Here is a 26,537-nt window from a genome sequence, read left to right as displayed (position 1 = left end):
TGTTGAACGAACAGGTCACGCGCCAGGACGACTGCGTCGAAACCGTCAGCACCACCTACCACGAAGTGGCCGGCCAGCGTTTCGAAAACCAGCCGGAAAAGTTCCAGCTACCCCACGTCATGACAAAAGTCTGGAGACTGGCGAATGATCCGCGGGAGTACCGGGAAGAAAAAGTCACCACCGACTACGACGCGTTCGGCAACCTGACCGAGGAGACCCAAGCCAACGGCATCCGTACGGTCAATACCTACCACCCGGCCAATCCGGAAGGTTTCGTCGGCACTCTGGAAAGCCTGACGGTATATCCAGCCGACTGCTCGGTGGAGCCAGGCCACGAGCCAGCACAAACTATTCGCGTCCGTTATCAATACCGCCAGCTCGCACCTCTACCGCCTGCGCAGGGGTACAAAGCACAGGAAGACTGGTTGCTACGCAACGAGGAAGAGATCTTCCAGGTATTGATCGACAGTGAAAGCAAAGAGCAGGAGCAATCGCTGCAAAAGACAGAATGCGGGTATTTGGAGGACAGCAGCAATGCGTTCCTGTATGGCCGCATGGACCATCAGTCAACGACCCTGAATGGCACCACCGCTCGCAGTCAATGGAAATACAAACGGCTGGATGACGAAGCCGGGCTGCCCACGCTGCTGTCGACCGAGCATACCTATACAGCCCCAGGCGGCACCCTACAGCGCAAGATCGAACAGATCCAGCATGTCACCACCGGTGGCTTGTATCAGCAACAGGACCTCAACGGCGTCATCACCCGCTACCGCCACGACAAGCTCAACCGGATGCTGGAAGAAACAGTGGGCGCAGACACCACCGAGGCTGCAACGCGCCACTACGCGTACCGTCTGCTCAACCAGAACGATCGTGGCCAGGCTTTCGAAGAAGCGACCGACGTCAAAGGCGTACTCACCCGTACTTATCTGGACGGCGCTAGCCGTACACTGCGCCAGGAACTGCAAGCCCTCGACGAAAACAAGCAACCGCAGACACTGCCTGTGCACTACCAGGCACGCTATGACCCTCTAGGAAACCAGGCCGGCGAGACCCTTTACGACCACTACACACAAGACGGTGAAGAACGGGTAGTAGCAGTAGACTTCAGCTTCAGCTACGACGGCTGGGGCCAGCGCTGCAAGGTCGAGCGACCCGATGGTGTAATCGAACACCGGGACTTCTCACCCTTTGGTGCCGACGGCAACCGTATCAAGACATGGATCACCAGCGCCAAAAACCCGAAGCTGAAGCGCCGACAGCAGGTCAGTGAGTTCAACCGGTTTGACAAGCCCGTGTATGAGTATCGCCTGGACGGCAACCGCGAAGTTGGCAGGCACGACTACCACTACGACGGGCTTGGCCGCAGCACGAAGGAGACGCTCGCACTCCAAGGCAACCTCGACGCGCCCACCCTGCGTTCGACCCATTACCATTACGATGCCTGGGGCCGCATGCACAAGACCCAGCGCCCCGATGACAGCCTGCTGGAGCGGCAATTCGCGGCGCACAGCCTCAGTGAGCTGACCACGCTGTTCCAGGTGCGCAAACCTGCCAACGGCGTTGCTCGGCCTGTCTGCAAACGTGAGTTCGATGGCTTGGAACGTCTTGAGAAAATCAGCGTAGGGCCACGGGTAGAAGACTACACGTACCAAGGCTCTCAGACCCTGGTCCATCAGCGCACCGCCTACCGCATGGAAAACGGCAACCCCGGCCAGGACAAGCGCGTCATTACCTATGGCTACAAACCTCAGCTGACCGACCAACCGCAGACGATCGAAACGACTCGCCAGCAGGGCGGCAAAGGGACGGCAGCCAACCTGGCACGCTTCGACTACGAAGAAAGTGCGGCGATCACGAGTGCCAAGGAAGATACCCAAGGGACGCGCAGCTACACGTACACCCCACTGGGCTATCTGCTCCAGGAAAAATGGGACAGCAAGGACAGCACCGGCTATCACGTCGACTACGCGCACTCGCCGCAAGGTCGCCTGCTGTCGCGCCAGGACAGTGACGGCCAGGCAGTCGTGCATGCGTATGACGCCCAGGGGAGAATTGCCCACACTCGCCAGCAGTCATTGAAAGCCGCATTCAGCTACGACGAAGAGGGGCTGCTTGAAAGCACCGAAACGGTCGATGAGGCCAGTGGCCGCCGCGTGCTGTGCTCGCTGCAACACGACACCCTCGGCCGCGAAGTAAAACGCACCTTGAGCGTTGACGGCGGCGTGGCCCATGAGTTGCATCTGGTGTGGCGAGATGACGACCTGCTGCTTGAGCGCCGCCTGGAGAAAGACGGCACCGTGTTGCTCAAGGAGAACTTCGAGTACGACGCGCTCAACCGTCTGGCCTTCCATGACAGCGAGGGCCCCCTGCTGCCTTGCAACGCCAAAGGCCGGCCGATCATCAGCCAGCGGTTCGATTTCGACGAACAAGATAACTTGACCCATTGCCGAACCTGGTTCGACGACGACGAGGTGGATGACGCCGACTTCACCTACCTGGCCGATGGCAGCTTCCAGCTCGCCGCAGTGGCCCACACGCTGGTTACCGATTACCCGGCCCGCCAAGCCTTCAGGTATGACGAACTGGGCAATGCTCTCAATGACGAATGGGGGCGGCGCCTGGTCTATGACAGTGTGGGGCGCTTGCAGGAAGTACGCGACGCCGATGACGACGACCAGGTCCTGGCCAGTTATCGCTATGACGGCCATGACCAGCTGTATGCCGCGCGCTACGGCACCGCAGCCGAAGTACTGCGTCGCTACCAGGGCAACCAGGTCGACCGCACCGTGCAGGACGGCCTGCTGACCCACTACCTGTACCAGAACGAGATGGCGCTTGGCCTCAACCAATGGCGAGGGGACCAGTTGCAGGACAGCCGTCTGCTGCTCAGCGATGCCCAAGGTACTGTCCTCGCCGAATATGACGCCGACGGCTTGCGGCCGAAACAGGAGGCTACCGGCGAACTGCACCCGACCACGTACAGCGCCTATGGCGAACGCCCGGAAGATAACGGCCTGCGCACACTGCTTGGGTTCCTCGGCGAGTTGCGCGACGAGCTGTTCGGCTGGTACATGCTGGGCCGAGGTTATCGCGCCTACAACCCCAGCCTCATGCGTTTCCACAGCCCCGATTCGCTCGCCCCCGAAGAGTCAGGCATCAACCCTTACCTGTACTGCCTCGGCGACCCGGTGAACTGGCGTGACCCCACCGGCCATCGCAGCGCCTATGGCTATGGCAAGGAAAACCCCACCGACCGCAGCTACCACCCGCCTTACATCGATCCAATCGAGAGACCGAAAGGAGGCTGGGCGCAATGGCTTGGCGTAGGTATCGCAGGATTGTTCCTGGTGATTTCCGCCGTGACGATGCCTTGGACTGCGCCCTTGAGCATTGGCTATGTCGTCGCCATTGCCGGGCTCGGCATGCAGGCGGCGGGTGTCGGGTTGCAGGTCGCGGCGATATATACCGAGGATGAAAACCTGGCGAATACGTTCTACATGCTCTCGAACGCGTTGCAGATCGTGGGGGAGCTGATGTTCGGGATTGGGCGAGGGATGGCTCTCAAGGTAGCGAAGGAGCTAAAGCATTGGACCAAACACCCACTTATGCAGCCAGGCTCTAAATTTGAGCTACCACGCCCTAAATTTAGTTCACCGCGCTCGCCGATAAAGCTATCAACAACGGGAGGAGATCCCATCATTACTAGGGGTACTCCCATAAGTGCTCAGACTACAGCAGGCAATTCAAGTGTTCGCTCAACCTCCAGTCAGGTGTTCAAGAACATGGAAAATAATACGCAATGGCGGAGCCTCACTACCAAAAACAGGGCAATTTATTCACCTGGAACACCGGGAGAATTCTACTTCACCTTACCCACTTCCGGGGCATCTGGGGCACCTTTGGCTCCCGTCACTAGACCCTGGAGTTTTTCTTTACTAAACGCCTTGTCCTCCCTTTAACTTTTACTCTAATCCGCTCTTGATTCCCTGCCGCCTTTAGTGGCAGGGGATTTCCCCCCGTCTTAACCTGCAAGCCGCGACAGTACAGATGTTCCGCTCCTCAGAACAGAATTTTCCTACATCCCCCGCCTCCCCATCCTTCATATCCTCTGGCCATCAGCTCACCCCCTGCCCAACGTCTTGAGCAGTTGAATCGACCAGGAAAGCTCCATGCCACAGCTTGAACGGCGCAGGCCACTGCCGTCGCGTCCGCGTTTTGCCTCGCTTTTGCCCATTGCCGGTGGCGGACTGCTGCTGGCCTTCGCACCACCGACACTGGCCACAACCGCCCCGGTGCAGTTCCACACTGCCTTCATGCGTCAGGCCCCCGGCCAGCCACAGGACGCCGGTCAACAGGCGCTGCAGGGGTTGCAGGCGAACACCCCGCTAGCCGCAGGACGTTACCGGGTCGAGCTGCTGGTCAACCTGAGTTCGGCAGGCCAGCACGAACTGGACTTCCACGATCCCCTTAACGGCCAGGGCCTGCAAGCGTGCCTGAGCGCCGACCTATTGCGTGAACTAGGGCTGCGCGAGCAGGCCCTGGAGGTGCCACTGCCCAGCGACGCGAGTTGCATCGACTTGCCAAGCCTGGTGCCGCAAGCGGAGGTGGACTTCAACCCCGCGCTGCTGCGCTTGAGCATATCGATTCCACAAATCGCCCTGCGCCGCGACATCAGCGGGCAGGTGCCCGTAGAGCGCTGGGACCCTGGCATCAACGCAGCCTTCGTCAACTACCAGGCGTCCGCCCAGCACAGCCGCGGTCGAGGTGGCAGCCGCAGCAGCCAGGACCTGTACCTGAGCAGCGGCCTGAACCTGGGCGCCTGGCAGTTGCGCAGCAACCAGGCATTGCGCCAGGACCACACTGGCCAACACAGCTGGACCCGCAGCAGCACCTATGCCCGCCGCGACTTGCCGGCCTTGCGCGCCAGCCTGACCCTCGGCGAAACCTTCACCAACAGCGAAGTATTCCGCAGCCTACCGTTCAAGGGCGCGCAGATGGCTTCGGACCACGAAATGCTCCCCGATGCCATGCAGAGCTATGCGCCGGTCATCCGCGGCGTGGCACAAACACGCGCCAAGCTGGAAGTGCTGCACAACGGGTACCCGATCTACGCCACCTACGTCGCGCCAGGCCCCTATGCAATCGACGACCTGAGCGTCGGCGCCGGCCACGGTGAGCTAGAGATCGTTCTCACCGAAAGCGATGGCCAGGTGAGCCGCTTCACCCAACCCTATTCGTCACTGGGCAACCTGCTGCGCGAAGGCATCTGGCGCTATACCGCCAGCCTCGGCCGCTACAACGGCGCCGAACACATCGACTCCCCCAAATTCTGGCAAGGCACCTTTGCCCGCGGCGGTGCCTGGGACACCACCCTGTACGGCGGCGCGATGAACAGCGACTATTACCGCGCCGGAGCCTTCGGCCTGGCACGCGATTTCGGTTCGATAGGCGGCTTGTCGTTGGATGTCACCCATGCCCGTAGTGACCTGGGCAGCAGCCTCGGCCAGGTTACCGGCAACAGCTTCGCCATGCGCTACGGCAAAAGCTTCCAGACCAACACCAACCTACGTTTTGCTGGGTATCGCTATTCCACCGAAGGGTACAGAGACTTCGACGAAGCCGTGCAACAACGCTACGCCGCCGCCGATTACCTGGGCAACCGCCGCAGCCGCCTCGAGGCCTCTGTCTATCAGAACCTGGGCAAGCGTGGCTCGTTGAGCCTGACCCTGACCCAGGACGATTACTGGAACAGTAACTTCCAGCGACGCCAGTACCAGCTGCAGTACAACACCCAGTACAGCAACTTGGGCATCAACTTTTTTGCCTCCCAGACTTTAAGCAGCAACCGCGCCGAAAACAGGCTGTTCGGCGTGAGTTTTTCACTGCCGCTGGATTCACCACGCTATCGCAGCGCGACCTTCGACGTGCGCCGTTCCAATGGCGCCTATAACCAGCGCGCAAGCCTGGGGGGCAGCCTCAACGACAAGAACCTGGATTATCGCCTCTCGGCCAGCAACGACGAGCAGCAACGCAAAAGCGCCGAACTGTCACTCGGCTACCTGGGCGAACAAGTCAGCCTTGGCGCCGGTTACACGCAAGGTGCCGACTACAGCAGCGTATCGGTGAATGCCAGTGGCGCCCTGCTGGCCCATAGCCAAGGGCTGACACTGGGCAACTATCTGGGCGAAACGGCTGCCTTGGTGCATGTCCCGGACATCGCCGGCGTTGGCGTGCAGAACACCGGCAAGGCGCGCACCAATAGCGATGGCTACCTGTTGGTCCCACACTTGCGGCCCTACCGCAGCAACACGCTGATCCTCGAAACCGATGATCTGGGCCCGGACGCGATCATCGAAACCGGGACCCTGCAAGTGGTGCCGCAGCGCGGCGCGCTGGTCAAGGCACGCTTCGAGGCACGGCGGGTGACCCGCCTGGTGCTTACCTTGCAACAGCCCGATGGGCGCCCAATGCCCTTCGGTTCGGTGGTCAAGGATGAGCAAGACCAGACATTGGCGGTAGTCGGCCAGGCAGGCCAGGCCCTGGTCGCCATCGAGGCGCCGCAGCAGACACTGCACGTGAGCTGGACCAACCAGCAGACGCCGCACTGCCAGATACACATCAATCTCGAAGACATGCACCAGGATGGCGGTTATTACCTGCAAACCGTGCAGTGCCAGCCTCAATGACCCGATCACGCTCTGCGGATAGACTCCCATGCACATTACTTCACGCCCACGTTTTCGCCCCGTATCCCTGGCAGCTTACGCGCTCCTGCTGTGGCCGTTCGCACAGGTTGCGCTGGCTGACTGCACCTATGATCCCGGCCATTCTGGCCCGATAAACTATGAAGTGGACATGGGATCAGTATGGATGCCCCGCGATGCACCGAATGGCACGGTCATTGCCACTGCAAGCCCACTGTTGGAGGCGCGCACCCGCCTGATGTGCCACTTTGAAAGTGGCAGAGAAGTGTTCGCCATATTGACCAATACTGCCCCTATCGCCGTACTGTCCACGCCGTTGGCGGGCAATAGCGCCCGGCAGATCCCTATTCTGCAAACCAAGATTCCCGGTATTGGGGCAACGATTGAGGTAGGTGAACCTTTCGATGGCAACGCGGTGAGCTACTCGAATCGATTCAGCGCCGACCCAGGCACGCCGAACGCCATTCCTTACTCCGGCGCCATGCGCAAACGCACGCCCAGCCCCGCGCAGATGTACTGGTTCAAACCAACGGTAACCTTGATCAAGATTGGCCCCATCGCACCCGGGCCACAGCGTATCGACGAAGAAATGTTCCGCGGCATCATCGATATGCGAGGCGATGTCATGGATTTCAGGCTCAGGGCCACGATCAATCATGCCCAGTGCACACTCAGGCCCGATGCGGTCAGTGCCGACCCCGTGCAACTCGGTGACCATACGCTGGCCGACTTCACCGGGACGGGCTCGACCACCGTGAAAGTGCCCTTTCACATTCGCCTGAACGACTGCCAGGATGACAGCTCAGGCAGTGTGGCCATGGCGCATATTCGCCTGGACGGCGCCCGAGGATCGAGCAGCCTGGACCGGAGCCAGGGCTTGTTCAGCCTGACCAGCAACTCGACAGCCAAGGGAATTGGTATTCAGCTGCTACGCGATGACGGGTCGAGCATGCTGCTGGAAGAGGAAGTGCCAGTGAAGAGGCTGGCAATCGGCGAGACTCGCCTGGACTTCCAGGCTCGCTACTATCAAACAGATTCGAAAGTTGAGCCTGGCCTGGCTGAAGGCGCACTGAACTTCACCATCAGCTACAAGTAAATGCGCCCCCTGTCCAGTGCTGCCAGGCAGCACCGGACAGGATAAAAACCCAAACGACAAAAACGACAGAAGGGACTTTCGTCCCTTCTGTCGTTTACGTGTTTGGAGCGGGAAACGAGACTCGAACTCGCGACCCCGACCTTGGCAAGGTCGTGCTCTACCAACTGAGCTATTCCCGCATTGTGAAGCTTTACCGCTACCGGCGTGAACGCACTGAAGACCTTCACCACCACTGTACCGCATAGACGCCACAGTATTTAAACTGGAGCGGGAAACGAGACTCGAACTCGCGACCCCGACCTTGGCAAGGTCGTGCTCTACCAACTGAGCTATTCCCGCAAATGGCGTCCCCTAGGGGACTCGAACCCCTGTTACCGCCGTGAAAGGGCGGTGTCCTAGGCCACTAGACGAAGGGGACACACAACACTTTTCAGTGCGCCAGGTATTGAACCTCACGATTCAGCCTGGGCTTTCTTTTCCTGCCCCGCCGTTAAGCGTTGCCGGAGAAACTGGAGCGGGAAACGAGACTCGAACTCGCGACCCCGACCTTGGCAAGGTCGTGCTCTACCAACTGAGCTATTCCCGCAAATGGCGTCCCCTAGGGGACTCGAACCCCTGTTACCGCCGTGAAAGGGCGGTGTCCTAGGCCACTAGACGAAGGGGACACGCTGCAAGCATTTACATGCTGCTTTCACTTCCTGCCGCGTTCCGCTGTGTGCTTTACGCTGCAAGTGGCGCGCATTCTATGGATGCGACGGGGAGCCGTCAACCCCTTTGTAGAAATTTATTTAAATCAATGACTTCGGTCCATCTGAGTGCCCCTGCCAAGGAGTACCCGAGGTTTGGCGTTGATTTTCTGACGGCACCTCGGCAAGCTCGGTATCAATGTGCCGGCATCCGGTAGCGCTATTGTAGTTATAGGGCACGTGGCCGATATAAAAAGAGATTTGCCTGCCAGGGCCTCTCGCGGGCAAGCCTGCTCCTACACTGATGCATAACTTCTTCATGAGGCATTAACGGTGACACCACTTCTGATCACCCTGCTCATCGTGGCGGGTATCGCGTTACTGATCGTGATCGGCTACCTCAACAATGTGGTCGAAAACAGCAAGCTCGAACGCGCGCGGCTGAAAGTCGAGCTGGCCGATCGCTTGCGTCGCTGTGGCGAAATCACCGAGACCTTTCCCGGCCAGTTCATGACCCCGGCGCTCAAACTGCTGCTGACCCGCCTGGAGCTGAACCTCAACCAGCGGCAGTTGGCGGTGGACAAGCACAACGCCGAGCTCAAGGCGCGGATTGCCGAACTCGAAGGCCTGATTGCCCTGGGCGAAAAGATCCCGGTGAACAACCCCCCCAACCCGATCCAGGCCGAGGCCAAGGCCAAGGACGTGCGTTTTCTGCTTGAAGCGCTGCACAACCAGGTAGCCCGCGCCGCCCAGGAAGGCTTCCTGCCCGCCAGCGAGGCCAAGCAATGGGTCAAGGAAGTCCGTCATATCCTGGTGCTGTTGCACATCGAGTTCTTCAACAACCTTGGCCAGCAGGCCCTGCAGAAGGGCCAGCCGGGCCAGGCGCGCCTGGCTTTCGAGCGTGGTGTGCAGTACCTGCGCAAGCAGCCGGAGCCGAAAGTGTATGAAGAGCAGTTGACCTACCTGGAGAAACTGCTGGCCCGCGCCAATGCGCAGGTGCTGGACCAGATGGAGCCGGCACAGAACGAGCAGAATGAATTGAATGAAGGTCTCAAGACCGATGAGGAAGAGACCTGGAAGAAAAAAGCAATGTACGACTGATTCGGTAATCCTGTACCGCTCCCACAGGGGCCGGTACAGGCAAACCCACTCAGCAGTCGGTCAATTCCAGGAAGATCGCCACCAGGCGCTCCATACCTTGCTGATCATCCTCACTGAAACGCCCAAGCTTCGGGCTGTCCAGGTCCAGCACGCCAATCAACCGCCCCTCTTTCACCAACGGGATCACCAGCTCGCTGTTGGACGCACTGTCACAGGCAATGTGCCCCGGGAACGCGTGCACATCCTCGATCCGCTGGGTTTGCCGCGTAGCCGCCGCTGCACCGCACACACCCTTGCCGAACGGAATCCGCACACAGGCCACCTGCCCCTGGAACGGCCCGAGCACCAGCTCATCGTTACGGTTGAGGTAGAACCCCGCCCAGTTCAGGTCATCCACCTGGTTATACAAGAACGCCGAAAACTGCGCGGCGTTGGCGATGAAGTCACGCTCGTCGGCAAACAGCGCCTGCACTTGCGCAGCCAGCAGGCGGTAGCCGTCAAGGCCGGTACCACTGGCATTGAGGTCGATCATTTATTTCTGCTCCAGCAATTGCAGCCCGACCCAGTAGCGGGCGAACTGATAGGCACAACGGCCATTACGGTTGCCGCGGCCGGTGGCCCAACGCACGGCGAGGATGTCCAGGGCTTCGTCACGCTGCCAACTCAGCCCGGCAGGGCGCGCCAACTGGCCGATCCAGTGTTCGACCACGTTGAGGAAGTGGTCTTGGGTGAAGGGGTAGAACGACAGCCACAGGCCAAAACGGTCAGACAAGGCGATCTTGTCTTCCACCGCCTCGCTGGGGTGGAGCTCGCCATCGACCCGCTTCCAGTTCTCGTTGTCGCTCTCTTTCTCGGGCACCAGGTGGCGGCGGTTGGAGGTGGCGTACAACAGGACATTGTCCGGAGCCTGCTCCAGCGAGCCGTCGAGGACGCTCTTGAGCACCCGGTAGTCGCCCTCACCGGCTTCGAACGACAGGTCGTCGCAGAACAGGATGAAGCGTTGCGGCAGTTTCTGCAGTTGCTCGACTACCCGCGGCAGGTCGGCCAAATGGTCACGTTCGATTTCGATCAGGCGCAGGCCGGCACCTGCGTGCTCGGCCAGCAGGGCGCGCACCAGCGACGACTTGCCGGTGCCGCGCGAGCCCCACAGCAGCGCGTGGTTGGCCGGCAGGCCGTTGATGAACTGGTGGGTGTTACGGCCCAACTGGTCACGCTGCTGGTCGACGCCAATCAGGTCGGACAGGCGAATGTCCAGGCTGACTTCCAGCGGCATCAGGTAACCGCTGCGGCCATCGCGCTGCCAGCGGGCGGCCAGAGTGGTGTGCCAGTCGATGTCCGGGCGCAGTGCCGGCAACAGGGGTTCGAGGCGCGCCAATACCGATTCGGCGCGGTCCAGGAAAGCAATCAAGCGGGCGTCCATGACGACTCCTACACATTCAGATTCGGGGCGGCAATAGCCGCCAGCAGCCGGGGTTGATCGGCTATGCTTGCGCAGCGCAAGGGACGAGAAACCGGCTCGGGACTCATGGATATAAAGTTCACCAATCGCCTGTCATACAAGCAAGCCCGGTTGACAGTCCTGGTCGGCTTCATCCTGGGAACATTGCTCAGTCTCATCCAGATCGGCATCGATTATGCCAGCGAAGACGCGTCCATCAACCGCGAAGTGCGTGCACTGCTGCAAATCAGCCACAACCCGGCTTCACGCATCGCCTACAACATCGATGCGGAACTGGCCCTGGAGCTGACCCGCGGCCTGCTGCAATCGCCGGCGGTGGTCCGCGCGCGGCTGATCGACAACAACGACACCGTGCTGGCCGACGTCGAGCGCCCGCGCCTGGAAGACCGCTACCGGCCGCTGAGCGACTTTCTGTTCGGCGAACAGCGCCAGCTGCAGGACCGCCTGTTCCTTGCCCACATGCCCGAAGAATACCTTGGCACCCTGTACCTGGATGTCGACACTTATGCCTTCGGCAGCCGCTTCCTCGACCGCGCCGGCGTCACCCTGCTCACCGGTTTTGCCCGCAGCCTGGTGCTGACCGGCATTCTGCTGGCGCTGTTCTACATGATGCTGACCAAGCCGCTGGTGAACGTGATCGGTGCGCTCAGCGCCAGCGACCCGCGCAAGCCACGGCAAACCCGGCTGGAATGCCCCCACGGCCACGAGCACGATGAAATCGGCGTGCTGGTCAAGGTCGCCAACCAGCAGTTCGTCAGCATGGCCACCGAGATCGAGCAGCGGCGCACCGCCGAGAACCGCCTGACCCAGTACCTCAACGAGCTGGAAGACATCGTTTCGGCGCGCACCGACCAGCTCAAGGCCAGCAACAGCAGCCTGAGCCAGTCCAATCAAGAGCTCGAAGAAGCCCGCCGTCGCGCCCTCGACATGGCCCAGGCGCGGGCGGCCTTCCTAGCCAACATGAGCCATGAGATCCGCACCCCGCTCAACGGCATGCTCGGCATGATCGCCCTGGCCCTGGACAGCCCGCTGCCCAACGAGCAGCGCCAGCAGATGACCATCGCCCACGACTCGGGCAAGGTGCTGGTGGAGCTGCTCAACGATATTCTCGACCTGTCCAAGTTCGATGCCGGCCAGCTGGAACTGGAGCGTATCGCCTTCGACATGGGCTCGATGGTCGAGGACACCGCCAACCTGCTGTCACAGAACACCGCACAAAGCGTCGAACTGACCTGCCTGATCGCCCGCGACTTCCCCAGCAGCGTGCTCGGCGACCCGACACGGGTGCGCCAGGTGGTCAGCAACTTGTTGTCCAACGCGCTCAAGTTCACCCGTTTCGGCCGCGTCGACATACGTTTGGCAAAGATCGTCGGCGGTGTGCGCCTGGAGGTTCGCGATACCGGCATAGGTATCCCGGAAGAGGCCCAGGCGCGGATCTTTCAGCCGTTCACCCAGGCAGGCGCCGGCATTACCCGCCAGTACGGCGGCACCGGCCTGGGCCTGGCCCTGACGCGCAACCTGTGCAAGGCCATGCACGGCCATCTGCATATTCAGTCCGAGCCGGGCTTTGGCAGCCGGTTCAGCGCAGAGTTGCCGCTGACCGTCCACACCGAGGCTATCCCGCCCGCGCTGCTGCAGGGGCGTGTGGTGGCCTTGAGCAATGCCGGCAGCGGGCTGCATGAACTGTTGCAAGACCTGTTACCCGCCTGGGGCCTGGCGTACCAGCGCCATGACAGCAGCGCAGGCCTGGATGCCACGCAGATCGACCTGCTGATCACCGATGACCTGGAGCATCTGTTCGAGCTGCGCCCAGCGATGAAAACGCCCCTCCTGCTGGTGACCGCCTATGGTAATTTCCTCTCCAGCGAGCAGTCCGTCAGCCTGGCGCCTTTGCATCAACTGGCCCGGCCACTGGCCCGCAACGCCCTGTACCAGACCCTGCGGCGCACCCTTCAAGGCCATGAGCCCGAGCACCCGCTGGCCAACCCGAGCACGGCTGCGGAACAAGGCCGCGCGCGGATTTTGCTGGTGGAGGACAACCCGGTGAACCAGCTGGTGGCCAAGGGCATGCTGGCCAAGCTCGGCTGCCAGGTGCAAGTGGCCAGCCAGGGTGCCGAGGCCTTGGAATGCCTGGAGCAGGACGAGTTCGACCTGGTGCTGATGGACTGCAACATGCCGGTGATGGATGGCTACGAAGCCAGCCGACGCATTCGCCAGAGCGGGCGCTGGCCTGAGCTGCCGATCGTCGCGCTGACCGCCAACGCCATGCCCGAGGAGCGTGAGCGCTGCCGCGCCGCAGGCATGAACGACTACCTGGCCAAGCCGTTTCGCCGCGAAGAGCTACTGGCACTGGTCGATCACTGGGTGCCCGTCAGCGGCTGAGCAGGCGCTCGATATCCGCTTCCAGGGCCTGCGGCTTGGTGGTCGGCGCATAGCGCGTGACCTGGCCGCTGGCCGGGTCGAGCAGGAACTTGGTGAAGTTCCACTTGATCTTCTGGCTGCCCAGCAGGCCCGGGGCACGTTGCTTGAGCTCGACGAACAGCGGGTGCGCACCGGGCCCGTTGACCTCGACCTTGCGAAACAACGGGAAGCTCACGCCGAAATTGCGCTCGCAGAACTGCGCGATTTCCCTCGCTTCGCCCGGCTCCTGCTTGCCGAACTGGTTGCAGGGAAAGCCCAGTACCACCAGGCCACGCTCGCGATAGTGCTGCCACAGCTGCTCCAGGCCCTTGTATTGAGGGGTGAAGCCGCACTGGCTGGCGGTGTTGACCACCAGCAGGGCCTTGCCTGGGAAGTCACCGAGTTTCTTGTGCTCGCCGCCCAATGTCACGCAGGGGATATCCAGCATCGATCCAGCCATGTTCGGGCTCCGGTCAGTCGCGCGGTTGCAGGTCGATGCACACCGAGTTGATGCAGTAACGCAGGCCGGTCGGCGGTGGGCCGTCGGGGAACACGTGGCCCAAGTGGGCATCACAGCGGGCGCAGGTGACTTCGGTGCGGATCATGCCGTGGGTAGTGTCGCGGATTTCGATCATCGCGCGGTCTTCGATCGGCGCGTAGAAGCTCGGCCAGCCGCAGCCGGAATCGAACTTGGTCTGGGCATCGAACAGCGGCAGGTTGCAGCAGATGCAGTGGTAGATGCCGTCGCGGCGCTCGCTGTTGTACTTGCCACTGAACGGGCGCTCGGTACCTTTCAGGCGGCACACCTGGTACTGCTCGGGGTCGAGCATCGACTGCCATTGTTCAAGTGTCTTGTCGATCTTTTGCATGTAGGGACCTCGGCAGGCTTAATTTCACCCCGCGCCGTCTTTTCCGTAACGCGGGTGGCACGTATATTAGGTGGCTTCGTGTGCCAGGCGTTCAGTCTGGCACCCGCGCCCTGCCCTTTCAAACCTTTCGACGGGGCGTTGCGCGTATTCTCAACCGGGACCCCATCATGCAGTTCAGCAAATCGAACAAGCTCGCCAATGTCTGCTACGACATTCGCGGCCCAGTGCTCAAGCACGCCAAACGCCTGGAGGAGGAAGGCCACCGCATCCTCAAGCTGAACATCGGCAACCCGGCGCCGTTTGGCTTCGAGGCGCCGGACGAAATCCTTCAGGATGTGATCCGCAACCTGCCCACCGCTCAGGGCTACAGCGACTCCAAGGGGTTGTTCAGCGCGCGCAAGGCGGTGATGCAGTACTGCCAGCAAAAAGAGATCGAAGGCGTCACCATCGAGGACATCTACCTGGGCAACGGTGTGTCCGAGCTGATCGTCATGTCGATGCAGGCACTGCTCAATAACGGCGACGAAGTGCTGATTCCGGCCCCGGACTACCCACTGTGGACCGCTGCGGTGAGCCTGGCTGGCGGCAAGCCGGTGCACTACCTGTGCGACGAGCAGGCCGACTGGTTCCCTGACCTTGAGGACATCAAGGCCAAGATCACGCCGAACACCAAGGCCCTGGTGATCATCAACCCGAACAACCCGACCGGCGCGGTTTACTCCAAAGAGCTGCTGCTGGGCATGCTGGAGCTGGCACGCCAGCACAACCTGGTGGTGTTCTCCGACGAGATCTACGACAAGATCCTCTACGACGAAGCCGTGCACATCAGCACCGCCTCGCTGGCGCCAGACCTGCTGTGCCTGACCTTCAACGGTCTGTCCAAGTCGTACCGGGTGGCGGGCTTCCGCTCAGGCTGGCTGATCATTTCCGGGCCCAAACACCACGCCCAGAGCTACATCGAAGGCATCGACATGCTGGCCAACATGCGCCTGTGCGCCAACGTGCCGGCCCAGCACGCCATCCAGACCGCCCTGGGCGGCTACCAGAGCATCAATGACCTGGTTCTGCCACAAGGCCGCCTGCTGGAGCAGCGCAACCGCACTTACGAGCTGCTCAATTCGATCCCCGGCGTGAGCTGCGTGAAGCCGATGGGCGCGCTGTATGCGTTCCCGAAGATCGACCCGAAAGTGTGCCCGATTCACAACGACGAGAAGTTCGTGCTCGACCTGCTGCTGTCAGAGAAGCTGCTGATCGTACAGGGCACGGCGTTCAACTGGCCGTGGCCGGACCACTTCCGTGTGGTGACCTTGCCGCGGGTAGATGACCTGGAGCAGGCAATCGGGCGGATCGGGAACTTCCTCAAGGGTTATTCGCAGTAAATTCCGGCGCGTTCCGGGGCAAGCACGCTCCCACAGATGCAACCCCGTACCTGAGGGTTGTGGAATTACTGTGGGAGCGGCGGTGCGGCGATCCGACTTGCCCCGCGAATGGGCTGCAAAGCAGCCCCCGCAATCCCATGTGATGTCTCTTACATCCTGCAACGCTCTGCCTCACAGCCCCAGCCTTTTCCTCTGCCATACTCCGCCGTACACAGTTTGAAATAGTCGCCCGATTGAATCGGCACGGCTTGCCCCTTATATACCCCGCAGTAAGCAACACACTCATCCGTCAGGAGAACGTAACAACCATGATGCGCATTCTGTTGTTTGTAGCCACCAACCTCGCGGTGGTGCTGGTTGCAAGCATTACCCTGAGCCTGTTCGGTTTCAACGGGTTCATGGCCGCCAACGGGGTCGACCTCAACCTCAGCAGCCTGCTGGTGTTCTGCGCCGTGTTCGGTTTTGCCGGCTCCCTCGTCTCGCTGTTCATCTCCAAGTGGATGGCGAAGATGAGCACCGGTACCCAGATCATCTCCCAGCCGCGCACCCGCCACGAGCAGTGGCTGTTGCAAACGGTCGAAGAGCTGTCGCGCGAGGCCGGCATCAAGATGCCCGAGGTGGGTATCTTCCCCGCGTACGAGGCCAATGCCTTTGCCACCGGCTGGAACCGTAACGACGCCCTGGTGGCCGTATCCCAGGGCCTGCTCGAGCGCTTCTCGCCCGATGAGGTGCGTGCGGTGCTGGCCCACGAAATCGGCCACGTGGCCAACGGTGACATGGTCACCCTGGCACTGGTGCAGGGCGTGGTGAACACCTTCGTGATGTTCTTCGCCCGCATCATCGGCAACTTCGTCGACAAGGTCATCTTCAAGAACGAAGAAGGCCAGGGCATCGCCTACTACGTGGCGACCATCGTTGCCGAACTGATCCTGGGCATCCTGGCCAGCATGATCGTCATGTGGTTCTCGCGACGCCGCGAGTACCGCGCCGACGAAGCCGGTGCGCAACTGGCCGGCACGGCCGCGATGATCGGCGCCCTGCAGCGCCTGCGCGTGGAGCAAGGCCTGCCGGTGCACATGCCGGACACCATGAAGGCCTTTGGCATCAATGGCGGCCTCAAGCACGGCCTGGCAGGCCTGCTGATGAGCCACCCGCCACTGGAAGACCGCATCGAGGCGCTGCGTCGCCGCGGTTGAGCCACCCGCTAAAAACAAAGGGCGACTTCGGTCGCCCTTTTTTACGCGGCTACCCCATCAGAGCTGTATGCGATACACCCGCTCAAGCAGGCTCGTCGCACCCGCCTGAACAAACTTTTCGCTCTGCTCGATAATTTCCACGGCTTCCAGCGCCTGCACCTCGCCACCCGCAAACCCCTGCCGAACCTCAGCGTCCGCCACTGAAAACGGCGGGCCGGGCAACAGCGCCTGGTCATAACCCAGCGTCACCAACAGCCCTTGGCTACCCGACGGCAACCCCTCAGCCAGTAACTGCATGTACCGCAAGCGCATCTCGGGCGGCAAGGCAATCAACGCCGCGCGGTCATAGAACCCCGCGCAATCGGCCAGGTCCTGCGCCTGCAAGGCAAAGAAATCGCCGCACCACACTTCTACCCCGCCACTGCGCCAAACCTCGAATTCGCCCCTGTGCAACACCTCGGGCTCAAGCCTGTGCTCACGGAAAAAGCCCTCTACCGCCCGCCGCGACAGCTCCACGCCCAGCACGCGATGGCCCTGCCCTGCCAACCAGGCCAGGTCCAGGCTCTTACCGCACAACGGCACCAGCACTTGGCTGCCAGGCGCCAACGCCAGCGCTGGCCAGTGCGCCTGCAAGTAGGGATTGACCTGCGCTTGATGGAAGCCGATCTGGTTGTCGGCCCACCGCTTGTGCCAGAACGCTGGCTCCATGACTGCTCCTATACTGATCGAGCGCTTCGATAGAAAGCGCAGAAAACTTGGTTTGGATTTCGATCGGTAACTGATCGAAGATGACAGCATCTTAACCCTCAGGACCTCACCATGCTGCCCAGCCTTTTCATTTCCCATGGTTCCCCCATGCTGGCCCTGCACCCGGGCGCCAGCGGGCCGGCGTTGACCGGGCTGGCCAATGCCTTGGCGCAGCCCAAGGCAATCGTGGTGGTGTCGGCGCACTGGGAAAGCCGCGAGCTGGTGGTGACCGGCAGCAAGCAGCCCGAGACCTGGCACGACTTCCACGGCTTCCCCCCGGCGCTGTACGCCGTGCAGTACCCAGCACCCGGCGAGCCTGCACTGGCCGAACAGGTGTGTGCGTTACTGGGCGCTGCTGGCCTGCCGGCACGTACCGATACGCACCGCCCCTTCGACCATGGCGCCTGGGTACCGCTGAGTTTGATGTACCCGAGCGCCAACATCCCAGTGATTCAGGTTTCGCTGCCCAGCCAACAGGGGCCTGCCTTGCAGTTACAGGTCGGCCAGGCGCTGGCCGAGTTGCGCCAGCAGGGCGTGCTGCTGATTGGGTCGGGCAGTATCACTCACAACCTCGGCGAGCTGGACTGGCATGCCGGGCCGGACGCGATCGAGCCTTGGGCGTTGGCGTTTCGGGATTGGGTAGTGCAGCGGTTGGCCGAGGATGACCGCGCGGCGTTGCTGGATTACCGACGCCAGGCGCCGTTTGCAGTGCGTAACCACCCTAGCGATGAGCATTTGTTGCCGCTGTTTTTTGCGCTGGGGGCTGGGGGCGGGTTCGGCGTGGTGCACCAGGGGTTCACCTTGGGCGCATTGGGGATGGATATCTATCGGTTCGACTGACGAGCCTCTTCGCGGGACAAGCCCGCTCCCACATATGGATAGTGCTTTCAAGCCCAATGCCATACCTGTGGGAGCGGGCTTGCCCCGCGAAGCAGCCGGCACAGGCAAAAAAAATCCCCAGCGCATGCCGGGGATTTTTTTATTACGCCAGGATCAATCCTCGCGGTAGCGACGCAGCTTCAGCTGCTTGCCAGCCACACGGGTATCCTTGAGCTTGGTCAGCAAACGCTCCAGGCCGTCTTCCGGCAGCTCGACCAGGCTGAAGCTGTCGCGTACCTGGATACGGCCGATAGCGTCACGGGCCAGGCCGCCTTCGTTGAGGATCGCACCCAACAGGTTCTTGGCAGCGATGCCGTCACGGGCACCCAGGGCAGTACGGCAACGCACACGGCCTTCGGCCAGCGGCATTGGCGCGCGACGCTCACGGTCACCGCGGTCACCACGGTCACTGCGCTCGGCACGTTCACCGGTACGCTCACGCGGAGCACCAACGCCCGGTACCAGCGGCTGTTCACGCTCTACCGCAGCCAGGTCCAGCGCCTGACCATTGGTTGCTTTGCGCAGCAAGGCCGAAGCCAGGGCACGCGGGCTGCAACCCAGGTCGGCGGTCAGACGGTCGAGCAGGTCGCCATGAGTGGCTTCCGATTCGGCCACCAGCGGCGCCAGGCTCGAGGTCAGCTTCTTGATGCGTGCATCCAGAACGGCCTGGCCATTGGGCAGGCGAGCTTCGGCAACCTTCTGCCCGGTAACACGCTCGATCACCTGCAGCATGCGGCGCTCACGCGGGGTTACCAGCAGCAGCGCACGGCCTTCGCGACCGGCACGGCCAGTACGGCCGATACGGTGTACGTAGGACTCCGGGTCGTACGGCATGTCAACGTTGAACACGTGAGTGATGCGCGGTACGTCCAGGCCACGGGCAGCGACGTCGGTAGCGACGACGATGTCCAGGCGGCCATCCTTGAGCGAGTCGATGACGCGCTCACGCTGGTTCTGGGCGATGTCACCGTTCAGCGCAGCAGCCTTGTAGCCTTTGGCTTCCAGCGCGGCGGCCAGGTCCAGGGTGGCTTGCTTGGTACGCACGAAGGCGATCAGCGCGTCGAACTCTTCGACTTCCAGCAGACGCAGCACAGCCGGGATCTTCTGATCGGCATGCACCATCAGGTGAGCCTGGTCGATCGCGGTAACGGTCTGGGTCTTGCTCTGGATCTTGACGTGCTTGGGTTCACGCAGGTGACGCTCGGCGATCGAACGGATCGACGACGGCAGGGTTGCGGAGAACAGTACGGTCTGACGGCTGGCCGGGATGGCATCGAAGATCACTTCGAGGTCGTCCATGAAGCCCAGCTTGAGCATCTCGTCGGCTTCGTCCAGTACCAGGTACTGTACGGTCGACAGGACTTTTTCGTCACGACGCAGGTGGTCGCACAGACGGCCCGGGGTAGCAACGACGATTTGTGCGCCGTTACGGATGGCACGCAGCTGTGGGCCCATCGGGGCGCCACCGTAAACAGCGACCACGTTAACGCCCGGCATCTGCTTGGCGTAGGTTTCGAAAGCGGTAGCAACTTGCAGCGCCAACTCACGGGTTGGCGCCAGGATCAGGGCTTGCGGTTCGCGCTTGCTCACGTCGATCTTGTTGAGGATCGGCAGGGCGAAGGCAGCGGTCTTGCCGGTGCCAGTCTGCGCCTGGCCGATCATGTCGTGACCGGCGAGGATGATCGGGATCGACTGATGCTGGATGGCGGACGGCTCTTCATAGCCGGTAGCCAGCACAGCAGCAACAATATTCGGATTGAGTTCGAGAGCGGCGAATCCGCCGGTTTCCTGGGTCATGGGTCTGCCTCTAGGTGCATCCGCAAAGACCCATGCTCCAAAGCTGCACATGCCTTGAAAGACCAGAAGGTCACCCAGGCAGCTTTGGCGGCGGGGATTTGCGAAAACGATTGAAAAAGAAAAACTTGGGAAGGTCCGCCTAGCGGACGAACAGCCGAAGCTGGACTCGGAGGATTTGCACCACCTGATTTTGAGGTCCGCTAAAAGACCGGCGCGTACTATACCCGAATTAACGGGTTACGTGAGGAAAATTTTCGGGGGCAAGGGCCAGTATCGCGCCATCAGCCAACCGCAGGCTGAATCGATTCCTGCCTACCCTACGCTACCGGCCTTCAGGTCGCCGGCCGGATCTCACGGATCAGGCTGGCCAGGCTATAGCCCAACTGCGGCGTCAGCGCCTCGGCCCGCGCCCGCAAACCGTCCAGGTCCAGCATCTGTTCCAAGTCCGCCGGCACCAGCAGGATCACATTACCCTCCTTCACCGGCAGCTCCCAGTAATGGCGGTGGTACAACCCGCGCAGCAGCGCCGCGCCCAGCGGCTTGCCGTCATCGCAGGCCCATTGGTTGATCACCAGCCAACCGCCTGGGTTGAGCTGCTTCTGGCAGTTTTCCAGGAATGTCCAGGCCAGGTGCCCGACACCCGGGCCGTGGTCGGTATAGAGGTCGACGAAAACCAGGTCGGCCTTTTCGGCGCTGGGCAGCAGTTCGAGGGCATCTCCCACCCGCACGTAAAGGCGCGGGTCATCGTCCAGGCCCAGGTATTCCATGGCCAGGCGCGGCACGTCCGCGCGCAGCTCGATGGCCTCGATGTCCTCCAGCGGCAGGAACTTCATGCACGCCTGCGTCAGCGTACCCGCGCCAAGGCCCAGAAACAGCGCACTCTCTGGCTGCTCGTGGCACAGCGCACCGACCAGCATGGCGCGGGTGTAGTCATATTCCAGCCAGCTCGGGTCGGCGGTGAACACGCAGCTCTGCTCGATGGCATCGCCGAATTCGAGAAAACGGTAGTCGTCCACCTCGTACACGCTGATGACGCCAAAGGCATCTTCGACCCGTGCCAGTAGCCGCTCTTCCCGTTCCGCCGTCATGTTCGCCACTCGCCCGTGCAAAAACGCGCATTGTCCGCCAACACCCCCGATGCAACAAGCACGACGGCAACTGTTACCATGGCCAAAAGCCTATAACCGACAACATCGAGCCCGAGATGAACGCACCGTGGAGCCCTGACAGCTGGCGTGCCCTGCCGATCCAGCAGCAACCGACCTACCCCGACGCCGCGCACTTGCTCAAGGTCGAGCAGACCCTGGCCAGCTACCCGCCACTGGTGTTCGCAGGCGAGGCGCGCGAGCTGCGCCGGCAGTTCGCCGAGGTGACCGAAGGCCGCGCCTTCCTGCTGCAGGGCGGCGACTGCGCCGAGAGCTTTGCCGAGTTTTCGGCGGCGAAGATCCGCGACACCTTCAAGGTGCTGCTGCAGATGGCCATTGTCATGACCTTTGCTGCCGGCTGCCCGGTGGTCAAGGTCGGGCGCATGGCCGGGCAATTTGCCAAGCCACGCTCCTCGGGCGACGAAACCATTGGCAACGTCACCCTGCCCGCCTACCGTGGCGACATCGTCAACGGCATCGGTTTCGACGAGAAAAGCCGCATCCCCGACCCGGACCGCCTGCTGCAGGCCTACCACCAGGCCACCGCCAGCCTCAACCTGTTACGCGCCTTTGCCCAGGGCGGCTTTGCCGACCTGCACCAGGTGCACAAATGGAACCTGGACTTCATCGCCAACTCGGCGCTGGCCGACAAGTACCATCAGCTGGCCAACCGCATCGACGAGACCCTGGCCTTCATGCGGGCCTGCGGGCTGGACAGCGCGCCGCAACTGCGCGAGACCAGCTTCTTCACCGCCCACGAAGCGTTGCTGCTCAATTATGAGGAAGCGTTCGTGCGTCAGGACAGCCTGACCGGCGACTACTACGACTGCTCGGCGCATATGCTGTGGATCGGCGACCGCACGCGCCAGCTCGATGGCGCCCATGTGGAGTTCCTGCGTGGCGTGCATAACCCGATCGGGGTCAAGGTTGGCCCAAGCATGAACCCCGAGGAGTTGATCCGCCTGATCGACACCCTCAACCCAAGCAATGACCCTGGCCGCCTGAACCTGATCGTGCGCATGGGGGCCAACAAGGTTGGCGACCATCTGCCAGGGCTGATCCGCACCGTCGAGCGCGAAGGCCGCAAGGTGCTGTGGAGCTCCGACCCGATGCACGGCAACACCATCAAGGCCAGCAGCGGCTACAAGACTCGCGACTTTGCGCAGATTCTCGATGAGGTGAAGCAGTTCTTCCAGGTGCACCAGGCCGAAGGCAGCCATGCCGGCGGTATCCATATCGAAATGACCGGGCAGAACGTCACCGAGTGCATCGGTGGTGCCCGGCCGATTACCGAGGATGGCTTGTCGGACCGCTACCATACCCATTGCGACCCGCGGATGAACGCCGACCAGTCGTTGGAATTGGCGTTTCTGATTGCCGAAACCCTCAAGCAGGTTCGGCGCTGAGGTTCGGGCGCCGTCATTTACGCAGCGGATCATCCCAGAAATGCCGCTCGGCCTCTTGCTGGATATCCGCCCGGCTCAACCCCAGATCGTGCAATGTCGCATCGCTGAGCCGGGCCAGTTCCCGACGCTGACGGTACAGCTCGAGCCAGCGCGCCGGGCGCTGCAGCGCTGCATGCCACAGGTGGTTCAGTGAGACGACTGGTTGCTGAATGCTGCTGACATGACCTTTCATCGTGAAGCCCTCCGTGTTGATGGCTCCAGTCTCACGCCGGGCTTAAGATCAATCCAACGAATGTTTCTGATGCCATGCATCTCGGAGATTGATGCTATGTCCCAGTATCAAAGTCTCGATGCCGACGTGTTGCGCACTTTCGTCGCCATTGCCGAACAAGGCGGCTTCACGCGCGCCGGCGAGGTGGTCAACCGCACCCAGTCGGCGGTGAGCATGCAGATGAAACGCCTGGAGGAAGATATCCTGCAGCGCCAGCTGTTCGAGCGCGATGGCCGCCAGGTACGCCTTACCGCCGAGGGGCAGGTACTGCTCGGCTACGCCAGGCGCATCCTCAAGCTGCACGGGGAAGTGTTCAATACCTTGCGCATGCCGCACATGGTCGGGGTAGTGCGCATCGGCACGCCGGACGACTACGCCATGCGCTTTCTGCCGACCATCCTGTCGAGTTTTGCCCAGGCCTACCCGCTGGTGCAGGTGGAGGTGCATTGCGACTCGTCGAAGCAGTTGATGCTGCGCCAGGACCTGGACCTGACCATCGTCACCCGCGAGCCGGGCAACGAAGTTGGCCAGTTGCTGCGCCAGGAGCGCCTGGTGTGGGCTGCGGCCGAAGGTTTTTGCCCACAGGAGCAACGGCCCATGCCGGTGGCGCTGTTCAATACCGACTGTTTTTGCCGCGCCTGGACCTGCAATGCGCTGGAGGCACAGGGCATCGACTACCGCATTGCCTATACCAGCCCCAGCCTGGCGGCGATCTTTGCCATCGTCACGGCGGGGCTGGCAGTAACGGCGCAGTTGCAGAGCCTGGTGGGCGGCAATATCCGGATTCTCGGCGAAAACGATGGGTTGCCGCAGTTACCGGTTGCCAATGTGATGTTGGTACGCAGTACGCAGAACCCTTCGCCGATCACCGATTGCATGGCCGACTACATCGTCGAAGGCTTCAAGTAGGAGCGGCCTTGCGTCGCGAAAGGGCCGCACCGCGGCCCCCAAAGCTCAAAGCTCAAACCCCAGCATCACCGCACACACCACCAGAAACACACAAAACATCGCCCGCAGCACTTTCTCTGGCAAGGCATGCGCCAACCTCACGCCCCAGCTGATGCTGAGCAACCCACCCACCGCCAAGGGTATCCCCACCGCCCAATCGACACTCTGGTGCACGCCATACGTCAGCAGAGTCACCGCCGTACTGGGCGCCGCCAATGCCAGCGAGAGCCCTTGCGCCACCACCTGCGTGGTGCCGAACACACTGGTCAGTATCGGCGTCGCAACCACCGCGCCCCCCACCCCGAACAGCCCACCCAGGGTTCCGGCAAAGCTGCCCAGCACCCCCAGCCATGGCCAGGCATAGCGCATTTCAGGGCTTGGCGGCGCAACCCTCAAGAACATCCGCGCCACGTTCCAGATGGCCAGCGCCACCAGAAAGCCGACAAACCCCAGGCGCATGGCCTGGGCATCTATGCCCACCGCCCAGATCGAACCCAGCCAGGCGAACAGCAAACTGCACAATGCCAACGGCAGCGCATGGCGCAGTTCGATGCGATTGCGCTGGTGGTAGCGCCACAGCGCCAGCAACACATTCGGTACCACCATGACCAACGCAGTGCCCTGCGCCAGCTGTTGGTCCAGCCCGAACAACACGCCCAGCGCCGGGATGGCAATCAGCCCACCGCCGATGCCGAACAAACCGCCCATGGTGCCCAGGGCTGCGCCCAGCACGATATACAACAACCACTCGATCATCAGGGCCTCTTGTGCCGTTCTTTAGCAATGGGCGCATGCTACCGAGTCGGGGCTGGTGGGGAAACGCACAGCAGCGCACAATGGCTGTGCGTTTTATGCAAAGCCGAGCCGCCATGAACCCTGACATCCTTACCGACCAACTCAGCCTGTTCCTTGATGTGCTGGAAACCGGCAGTTTTTCCGCCGCCGCTCGGCGCCACCCGCTGACGCCCTCGGCCGTGGCCCGGCGCATCGACAACCTGGAAAACGCGGTGGGCAGCCGCCTGTTCACCCGCAGCACTCACGCGGTGCGTGCTACACCGGCCGGCAATGCCTTTGCCGAGCGCGCACGGCGTATCATCGAGGAACTGCGCCTGGCCCGCGCCGAAGCCGTGTCACTGAGCAGCGCCCCGGAAGGCTTGATCCGCATCGACGCCCCCGCCGCGTTCGGCCGCCGCCACCTGGCCCCGGCCATCGCCGACTTTCTGGTGGCGTACCCGGGGCTGGACGTGCACCTGCGCCTGATCGACAGCTTCGTCGACCTGCACGGCAGCCACCTGGGCGAGGTCGACCTGGTGTTGCGCGCAGGTCCCCTGGCCGACACCCGCCTGGTGGCCACGCCGCTGGCGTACATGGTGCGCATCGCCTGCGCCAGCCCAGCCTACTTGGCCAGCCGTGGCGTACCGGCGTGCCCCAGCGAACTGCCTGAACATGACGGCCTGGACTGGGACGGCCTGGCACCACCTTTCGCCTGGCGCTTCAACGTGGCGGGCCAGGCCCGACTGTATCGGCCAACACGCATGCGCATGGCCGCCAACAACGCCGAAACCCTGCTGTTTGGCGCCCTGGCCGGTTTAGGCGTCGCCCACCTGCCCACCTGGCTGATCAGCGAATACCTGCTGCGCGGCGAACTGATTGCGCTGTTCTGCGACGGCGGCCTGCCGGCAGCCGAGAGCAGCGGTATTTATGCGCTGCGCCTTGCACATGAAACGAACTCTCGCAGCCGTTTGCTGCTCGAATTTCTCAAGAGCCGTTTCAGCCCCATTCCACCCTGGGACCTGGCACTGCGCAGTGAACTGCGCTGGCAGTGAACGCACTGATGATCAGCGTGCTAGATTTTCCCATTGATGATTCCAAGGACCTGCATGAACGCCGACACCCAAGCCTCCTGTGACGAGCTGCTGCTGGACAACCAGGTCTGCTTCGCCCTGCATTCGACCTCGTTGCTGATGACCAAGGTCTACAAACCGCTGCTGCAGGCGCTGGGCCTGACCTACCCGCAATACTTGGCGATGCTGGTGCTATGGGAGCGGGACGGCCTGACCGTGGGCGAGATCAGCCAGCACCTGCTCACCGACCCTGGCTCGCTGACCCCGCTGCTCAAGCGCCTGGAAAGCGAAGGCCTGCTCAAGCGCACCCGCAGCCGCGAGGACGAACGGGTGGTATTGGTGCAGTTGACCGACAAGGGCCGCGACCTGCAGCAACAGGCCAAACAGGTGCCACCGTGCATCCTCAAGGCCAGCGGGCGCAGCTTGCAGCGCCTGCAACAGCTGCAAGCCGACCTGCTGGACCTGCGCGAAAACCTGCAGAAAAACCTCTGAGCGCTATGCTGTGAGATGGCCGTTCGGATGAGCGGTGATTATTTATCTTGCGCGCAAACTAATTGCGCGCTAATTTAAATCCCATACCCACCCAGCGCCACCTCACCCCAGG

Annotated in this window: 20 protein-coding genes, 5 tRNA genes and 1 pseudogene; 12 read left to right on the top strand and 14 right to left on the bottom strand. The window is 62.0% G+C overall.

From position 1 onward, the window contains the following. From CKW22_RS11850 to CKW22_RS11840, 3 genes are all read left to right on the top strand, one after another. A partial coding sequence (locus CKW22_RS11850; protein WP_143500727.1) for an RHS repeat-associated core domain-containing protein occupies window positions 1-3,965 on the top strand: 3,965 nt, incomplete at its 5' end. 210 nt (window positions 3,966-4,175) lie between these two features. Beyond that, window positions 4,176-6,692, top strand: a complete 2,517-nt coding sequence (locus tag CKW22_RS11845) for a fimbria/pilus outer membrane usher protein (RefSeq protein ID WP_047583823.1) — start codon at window positions 4,176-4,178, stop codon at window positions 6,690-6,692. A 28-nt stretch (window positions 6,693-6,720) separates the two neighbouring features. Further along, entirely contained in the window at window positions 6,721-7,806 is a 1,086-nt protein-coding gene (locus CKW22_RS11840; protein ID WP_033700598.1) for a fimbrial protein, read from the top strand. A gap of 103 nt (window positions 7,807-7,909) precedes the next feature. Here CKW22_RS11840 and CKW22_RS11835 read toward each other — a convergent pair. The 5 genes from CKW22_RS11835 to CKW22_RS11815 form a co-directional block, all read right to left on the bottom strand. Continuing rightward, a tRNA-Gly gene (locus CKW22_RS11835) sits at window positions 7,910-7,985 on the bottom strand. An 84-nt stretch (window positions 7,986-8,069) separates the two neighbouring features. Continuing rightward, window positions 8,070-8,145 (bottom strand) — tRNA-Gly (locus CKW22_RS11830). 3 nt (window positions 8,146-8,148) lie between these two features. Continuing rightward, window positions 8,149-8,224, bottom strand: a tRNA-Glu gene (locus CKW22_RS11825). A gap of 92 nt (window positions 8,225-8,316) precedes the next feature. Further along, window positions 8,317-8,392: transfer RNA gene (locus CKW22_RS11820), tRNA-Gly, on the bottom strand. A gap of 3 nt (window positions 8,393-8,395) precedes the next feature. Beyond that, window positions 8,396-8,471, bottom strand: a tRNA-Glu gene (locus CKW22_RS11815). Between the two features lie 354 nt (window positions 8,472-8,825). On the opposite strand from CKW22_RS11815, the gene CKW22_RS11810 reads away from it, so the two are divergent. Further along, window positions 8,826-9,593 carry a hypothetical protein gene (locus tag CKW22_RS11810; RefSeq protein WP_033700600.1) on the top strand — a complete coding sequence of 256 codons (768 nt, stop codon included), beginning with the start codon at window positions 8,826-8,828 and terminating at the stop codon, window positions 9,591-9,593. A gap of 49 nt (window positions 9,594-9,642) precedes the next feature. On the opposite strand, the gene CKW22_RS11805 is transcribed toward CKW22_RS11810, so the two are convergent. Further along, the gene (locus CKW22_RS11805) at window positions 9,643-10,125 is read right to left on the bottom strand and encodes a GAF domain-containing protein (protein ID WP_033700602.1); all 483 of its coding nucleotides are present in this window, start codon (window positions 10,123-10,125) and stop codon (window positions 9,643-9,645) included. Beyond that, window positions 10,126-11,013, bottom strand: a complete 888-nt coding sequence (locus CKW22_RS11800; RefSeq protein WP_033700604.1) for an ATP-binding protein — start codon at window positions 11,011-11,013, stop codon at window positions 10,126-10,128. It lies immediately after the preceding gene. A gap of 63 nt (window positions 11,014-11,076) precedes the next feature. Here CKW22_RS11800 and CKW22_RS11795 point away from each other — a divergent pair, with 63 nt between their 5' ends. After that, window positions 11,077-13,434: a response regulator gene (locus tag CKW22_RS11795; RefSeq protein WP_047583825.1), complete on the top strand. Its 2,358-nt coding sequence runs from the start codon at window positions 11,077-11,079 to the stop codon at window positions 13,432-13,434. On the opposite strand, the gene CKW22_RS11790 is transcribed toward CKW22_RS11795, so the two are convergent. Both CKW22_RS11790 and msrB read right to left on the bottom strand, forming a co-directional pair. Further along, on the bottom strand, window positions 13,424-13,912 hold the full coding sequence (locus tag CKW22_RS11790; protein WP_033700606.1) for a glutathione peroxidase: 489 nt from the start codon (window positions 13,910-13,912) through the stop codon (window positions 13,424-13,426). The two genes, CKW22_RS11795 and CKW22_RS11790, sit on opposite strands and share 11 nt — an antisense overlap. 13 nt (window positions 13,913-13,925) lie before the next feature. Continuing rightward, window positions 13,926-14,321, bottom strand: coding sequence for a peptide-methionine (R)-S-oxide reductase MsrB (gene msrB, locus CKW22_RS11785; RefSeq protein ID WP_033700607.1), 396 nt, complete (start codon window positions 14,319-14,321; stop codon window positions 13,926-13,928). A 167-nt stretch (window positions 14,322-14,488) separates the two neighbouring features. Here msrB and CKW22_RS11780 point away from each other — a divergent pair, with 167 nt between their 5' ends. Both CKW22_RS11780 and htpX read left to right on the top strand, forming a co-directional pair. After that, entirely contained in the window at window positions 14,489-15,700 is a 1,212-nt protein-coding gene (locus tag CKW22_RS11780; RefSeq protein WP_033700608.1) for a pyridoxal phosphate-dependent aminotransferase, read from the top strand. A gap of 308 nt (window positions 15,701-16,008) precedes the next feature. Beyond that, window positions 16,009-16,896, top strand: a complete 888-nt coding sequence (gene htpX, locus CKW22_RS11775; RefSeq protein WP_016715101.1) for a protease HtpX — start codon at window positions 16,009-16,011, stop codon at window positions 16,894-16,896. 57 nt (window positions 16,897-16,953) lie between these two features. Here htpX and CKW22_RS11770 read toward each other — a convergent pair whose 3' ends face one another. Further along, on the bottom strand, window positions 16,954-17,604 hold the full coding sequence (locus tag CKW22_RS11770; protein ID WP_033700609.1) for a thiopurine S-methyltransferase: 651 nt from the start codon (window positions 17,602-17,604) through the stop codon (window positions 16,954-16,956). Between the two features lie 111 nt (window positions 17,605-17,715). Here CKW22_RS11770 and CKW22_RS11765 point away from each other — a divergent pair, with 111 nt between their 5' ends. Next, the gene (locus tag CKW22_RS11765; RefSeq protein ID WP_033700611.1) at window positions 17,716-18,483 is read left to right on the top strand and encodes a class III extradiol ring-cleavage dioxygenase; all 768 of its coding nucleotides are present in this window, start codon (window positions 17,716-17,718) and stop codon (window positions 18,481-18,483) included. A 153-nt stretch (window positions 18,484-18,636) separates the two neighbouring features. Here CKW22_RS11765 and CKW22_RS11760 read toward each other — a convergent pair. Together CKW22_RS11760 and CKW22_RS11755 are read right to left on the bottom strand one after the other, a co-directional pair. Further along, window positions 18,637-20,353, bottom strand: a pseudogene (locus CKW22_RS11760) (DEAD/DEAH box helicase). 298 nt (window positions 20,354-20,651) lie between these two features. After that, the gene (locus CKW22_RS11755) at window positions 20,652-21,407 is read right to left on the bottom strand and encodes a spermidine synthase (RefSeq protein WP_033700614.1); all 756 of its coding nucleotides are present in this window, start codon (window positions 21,405-21,407) and stop codon (window positions 20,652-20,654) included. A gap of 116 nt (window positions 21,408-21,523) precedes the next feature. Between CKW22_RS11755 and CKW22_RS11750 the strand changes: the two genes are divergently transcribed. Continuing rightward, window positions 21,524-22,870, top strand: coding sequence for a class II 3-deoxy-7-phosphoheptulonate synthase (locus CKW22_RS11750; RefSeq protein WP_033700615.1), 1,347 nt, complete (start codon window positions 21,524-21,526; stop codon window positions 22,868-22,870). A 13-nt stretch (window positions 22,871-22,883) separates the two neighbouring features. Here the strand turns inward: CKW22_RS11750 and CKW22_RS11745 are convergent, their stop codons facing one another. Then, window positions 22,884-23,102, bottom strand: coding sequence for a DUF1127 domain-containing protein (locus CKW22_RS11745; protein WP_033700617.1), 219 nt, complete (start codon window positions 23,100-23,102; stop codon window positions 22,884-22,886). Between the two features lie 96 nt (window positions 23,103-23,198). Between CKW22_RS11745 and CKW22_RS11740 the strand changes: the two genes are divergently transcribed. After that, window positions 23,199-24,050, top strand: a complete 852-nt coding sequence (locus CKW22_RS11740) for a LysR substrate-binding domain-containing protein (RefSeq protein WP_033701497.1) — start codon at window positions 23,199-23,201, stop codon at window positions 24,048-24,050. 45 nt (window positions 24,051-24,095) lie between these two features. Here CKW22_RS11740 and CKW22_RS11735 read toward each other — a convergent pair whose 3' ends face one another. Further along, a complete protein-coding gene (locus CKW22_RS11735; protein WP_033700618.1) occupies window positions 24,096-24,845 on the bottom strand; it encodes a sulfite exporter TauE/SafE family protein in 750 nt (249 codons plus the stop codon). A gap of 113 nt (window positions 24,846-24,958) precedes the next feature. Here CKW22_RS11735 and CKW22_RS11730 point away from each other — a divergent pair, with 113 nt between their 5' ends. Beyond that, complete coding sequence (locus CKW22_RS11730; protein WP_047583828.1) at window positions 24,959-25,915, top strand: LysR family transcriptional regulator; 957 nt, start codon at window positions 24,959-24,961, stop codon at window positions 25,913-25,915. Window positions 25,916-25,969: 54 nt separating this feature from the next. Next, the gene (locus tag CKW22_RS11725; RefSeq protein WP_033700620.1) at window positions 25,970-26,425 is read left to right on the top strand and encodes a MarR family winged helix-turn-helix transcriptional regulator; all 456 of its coding nucleotides are present in this window, start codon (window positions 25,970-25,972) and stop codon (window positions 26,423-26,425) included. Window positions 26,426-26,537: the final 112 nt, after the last annotated feature.

It is taken from the genome of Pseudomonas sp. Irchel s3f19 (assembly GCF_900187555.1).
GTDB classification, from domain to species: domain Bacteria; phylum Pseudomonadota; class Gammaproteobacteria; order Pseudomonadales; family Pseudomonadaceae; genus Aquipseudomonas; species Aquipseudomonas capeferrum.
This window is presented reverse-complemented; position numbering and strand designations above follow the sequence as displayed.

Excerpts from the sequence above, each read along its gene's own strand:
- CKW22_RS11765 (WP_033700611.1), top strand. The coding sequence starts at position 17,716 with ATGCTGCCCAGCCTTTTCATTTCCCATGGTTCCCCCATGCTGGCCCTG.
- CKW22_RS11790 (WP_033700606.1), bottom strand. The coding sequence starts at position 13,912 with ATGGCTGGATCGATGCTGGATATCCCCTGCGTGACATTGGGCGGCGAG.
- CKW22_RS11770 (WP_033700609.1), bottom strand. The coding sequence starts at position 17,604 with ATGGAGCCAGCGTTCTGGCACAAGCGGTGGGCCGACAACCAGATCGGC.
- CKW22_RS11795 (WP_047583825.1), top strand. The coding sequence starts at position 11,077 with ATGCTTGCGCAGCGCAAGGGACGAGAAACCGGCTCGGGACTCATGGAT.
- CKW22_RS11730 (WP_047583828.1), top strand. The coding sequence starts at position 24,959 with ATGAACCCTGACATCCTTACCGACCAACTCAGCCTGTTCCTTGATGTG.
- CKW22_RS11725 (WP_033700620.1), top strand. The coding sequence starts at position 25,970 with ATGAACGCCGACACCCAAGCCTCCTGTGACGAGCTGCTGCTGGACAAC.
- msrB (WP_033700607.1), bottom strand. The coding sequence starts at position 14,321 with ATGCAAAAGATCGACAAGACACTTGAACAATGGCAGTCGATGCTCGAC.
- CKW22_RS11805 (WP_033700602.1), bottom strand. The coding sequence starts at position 10,125 with ATGATCGACCTCAATGCCAGTGGTACCGGCCTTGACGGCTACCGCCTG.
- CKW22_RS11780 (WP_033700608.1), top strand. The coding sequence starts at position 14,489 with ATGCAGTTCAGCAAATCGAACAAGCTCGCCAATGTCTGCTACGACATT.
- CKW22_RS11755 (WP_033700614.1), bottom strand. The coding sequence starts at position 21,407 with ATGACGGCGGAACGGGAAGAGCGGCTACTGGCACGGGTCGAAGATGCC.
- CKW22_RS11840 (WP_033700598.1), top strand. The coding sequence starts at position 6,721 with ATGCACATTACTTCACGCCCACGTTTTCGCCCCGTATCCCTGGCAGCT.
- CKW22_RS11740 (WP_033701497.1), top strand. The coding sequence starts at position 23,199 with ATGTCCCAGTATCAAAGTCTCGATGCCGACGTGTTGCGCACTTTCGTC.
- CKW22_RS11750 (WP_033700615.1), top strand. The coding sequence starts at position 21,524 with ATGAACGCACCGTGGAGCCCTGACAGCTGGCGTGCCCTGCCGATCCAG.
- CKW22_RS11735 (WP_033700618.1), bottom strand. The coding sequence starts at position 24,845 with ATGATCGAGTGGTTGTTGTATATCGTGCTGGGCGCAGCCCTGGGCACC.
- CKW22_RS11745 (WP_033700617.1), bottom strand. The coding sequence starts at position 23,102 with ATGAAAGGTCATGTCAGCAGCATTCAGCAACCAGTCGTCTCACTGAAC.
- CKW22_RS11800 (WP_033700604.1), bottom strand. The coding sequence starts at position 11,013 with ATGGACGCCCGCTTGATTGCTTTCCTGGACCGCGCCGAATCGGTATTG.
- htpX (WP_016715101.1), top strand. The coding sequence starts at position 16,009 with ATGATGCGCATTCTGTTGTTTGTAGCCACCAACCTCGCGGTGGTGCTG.
- CKW22_RS11845 (WP_047583823.1), top strand. The coding sequence starts at position 4,176 with ATGCCACAGCTTGAACGGCGCAGGCCACTGCCGTCGCGTCCGCGTTTT.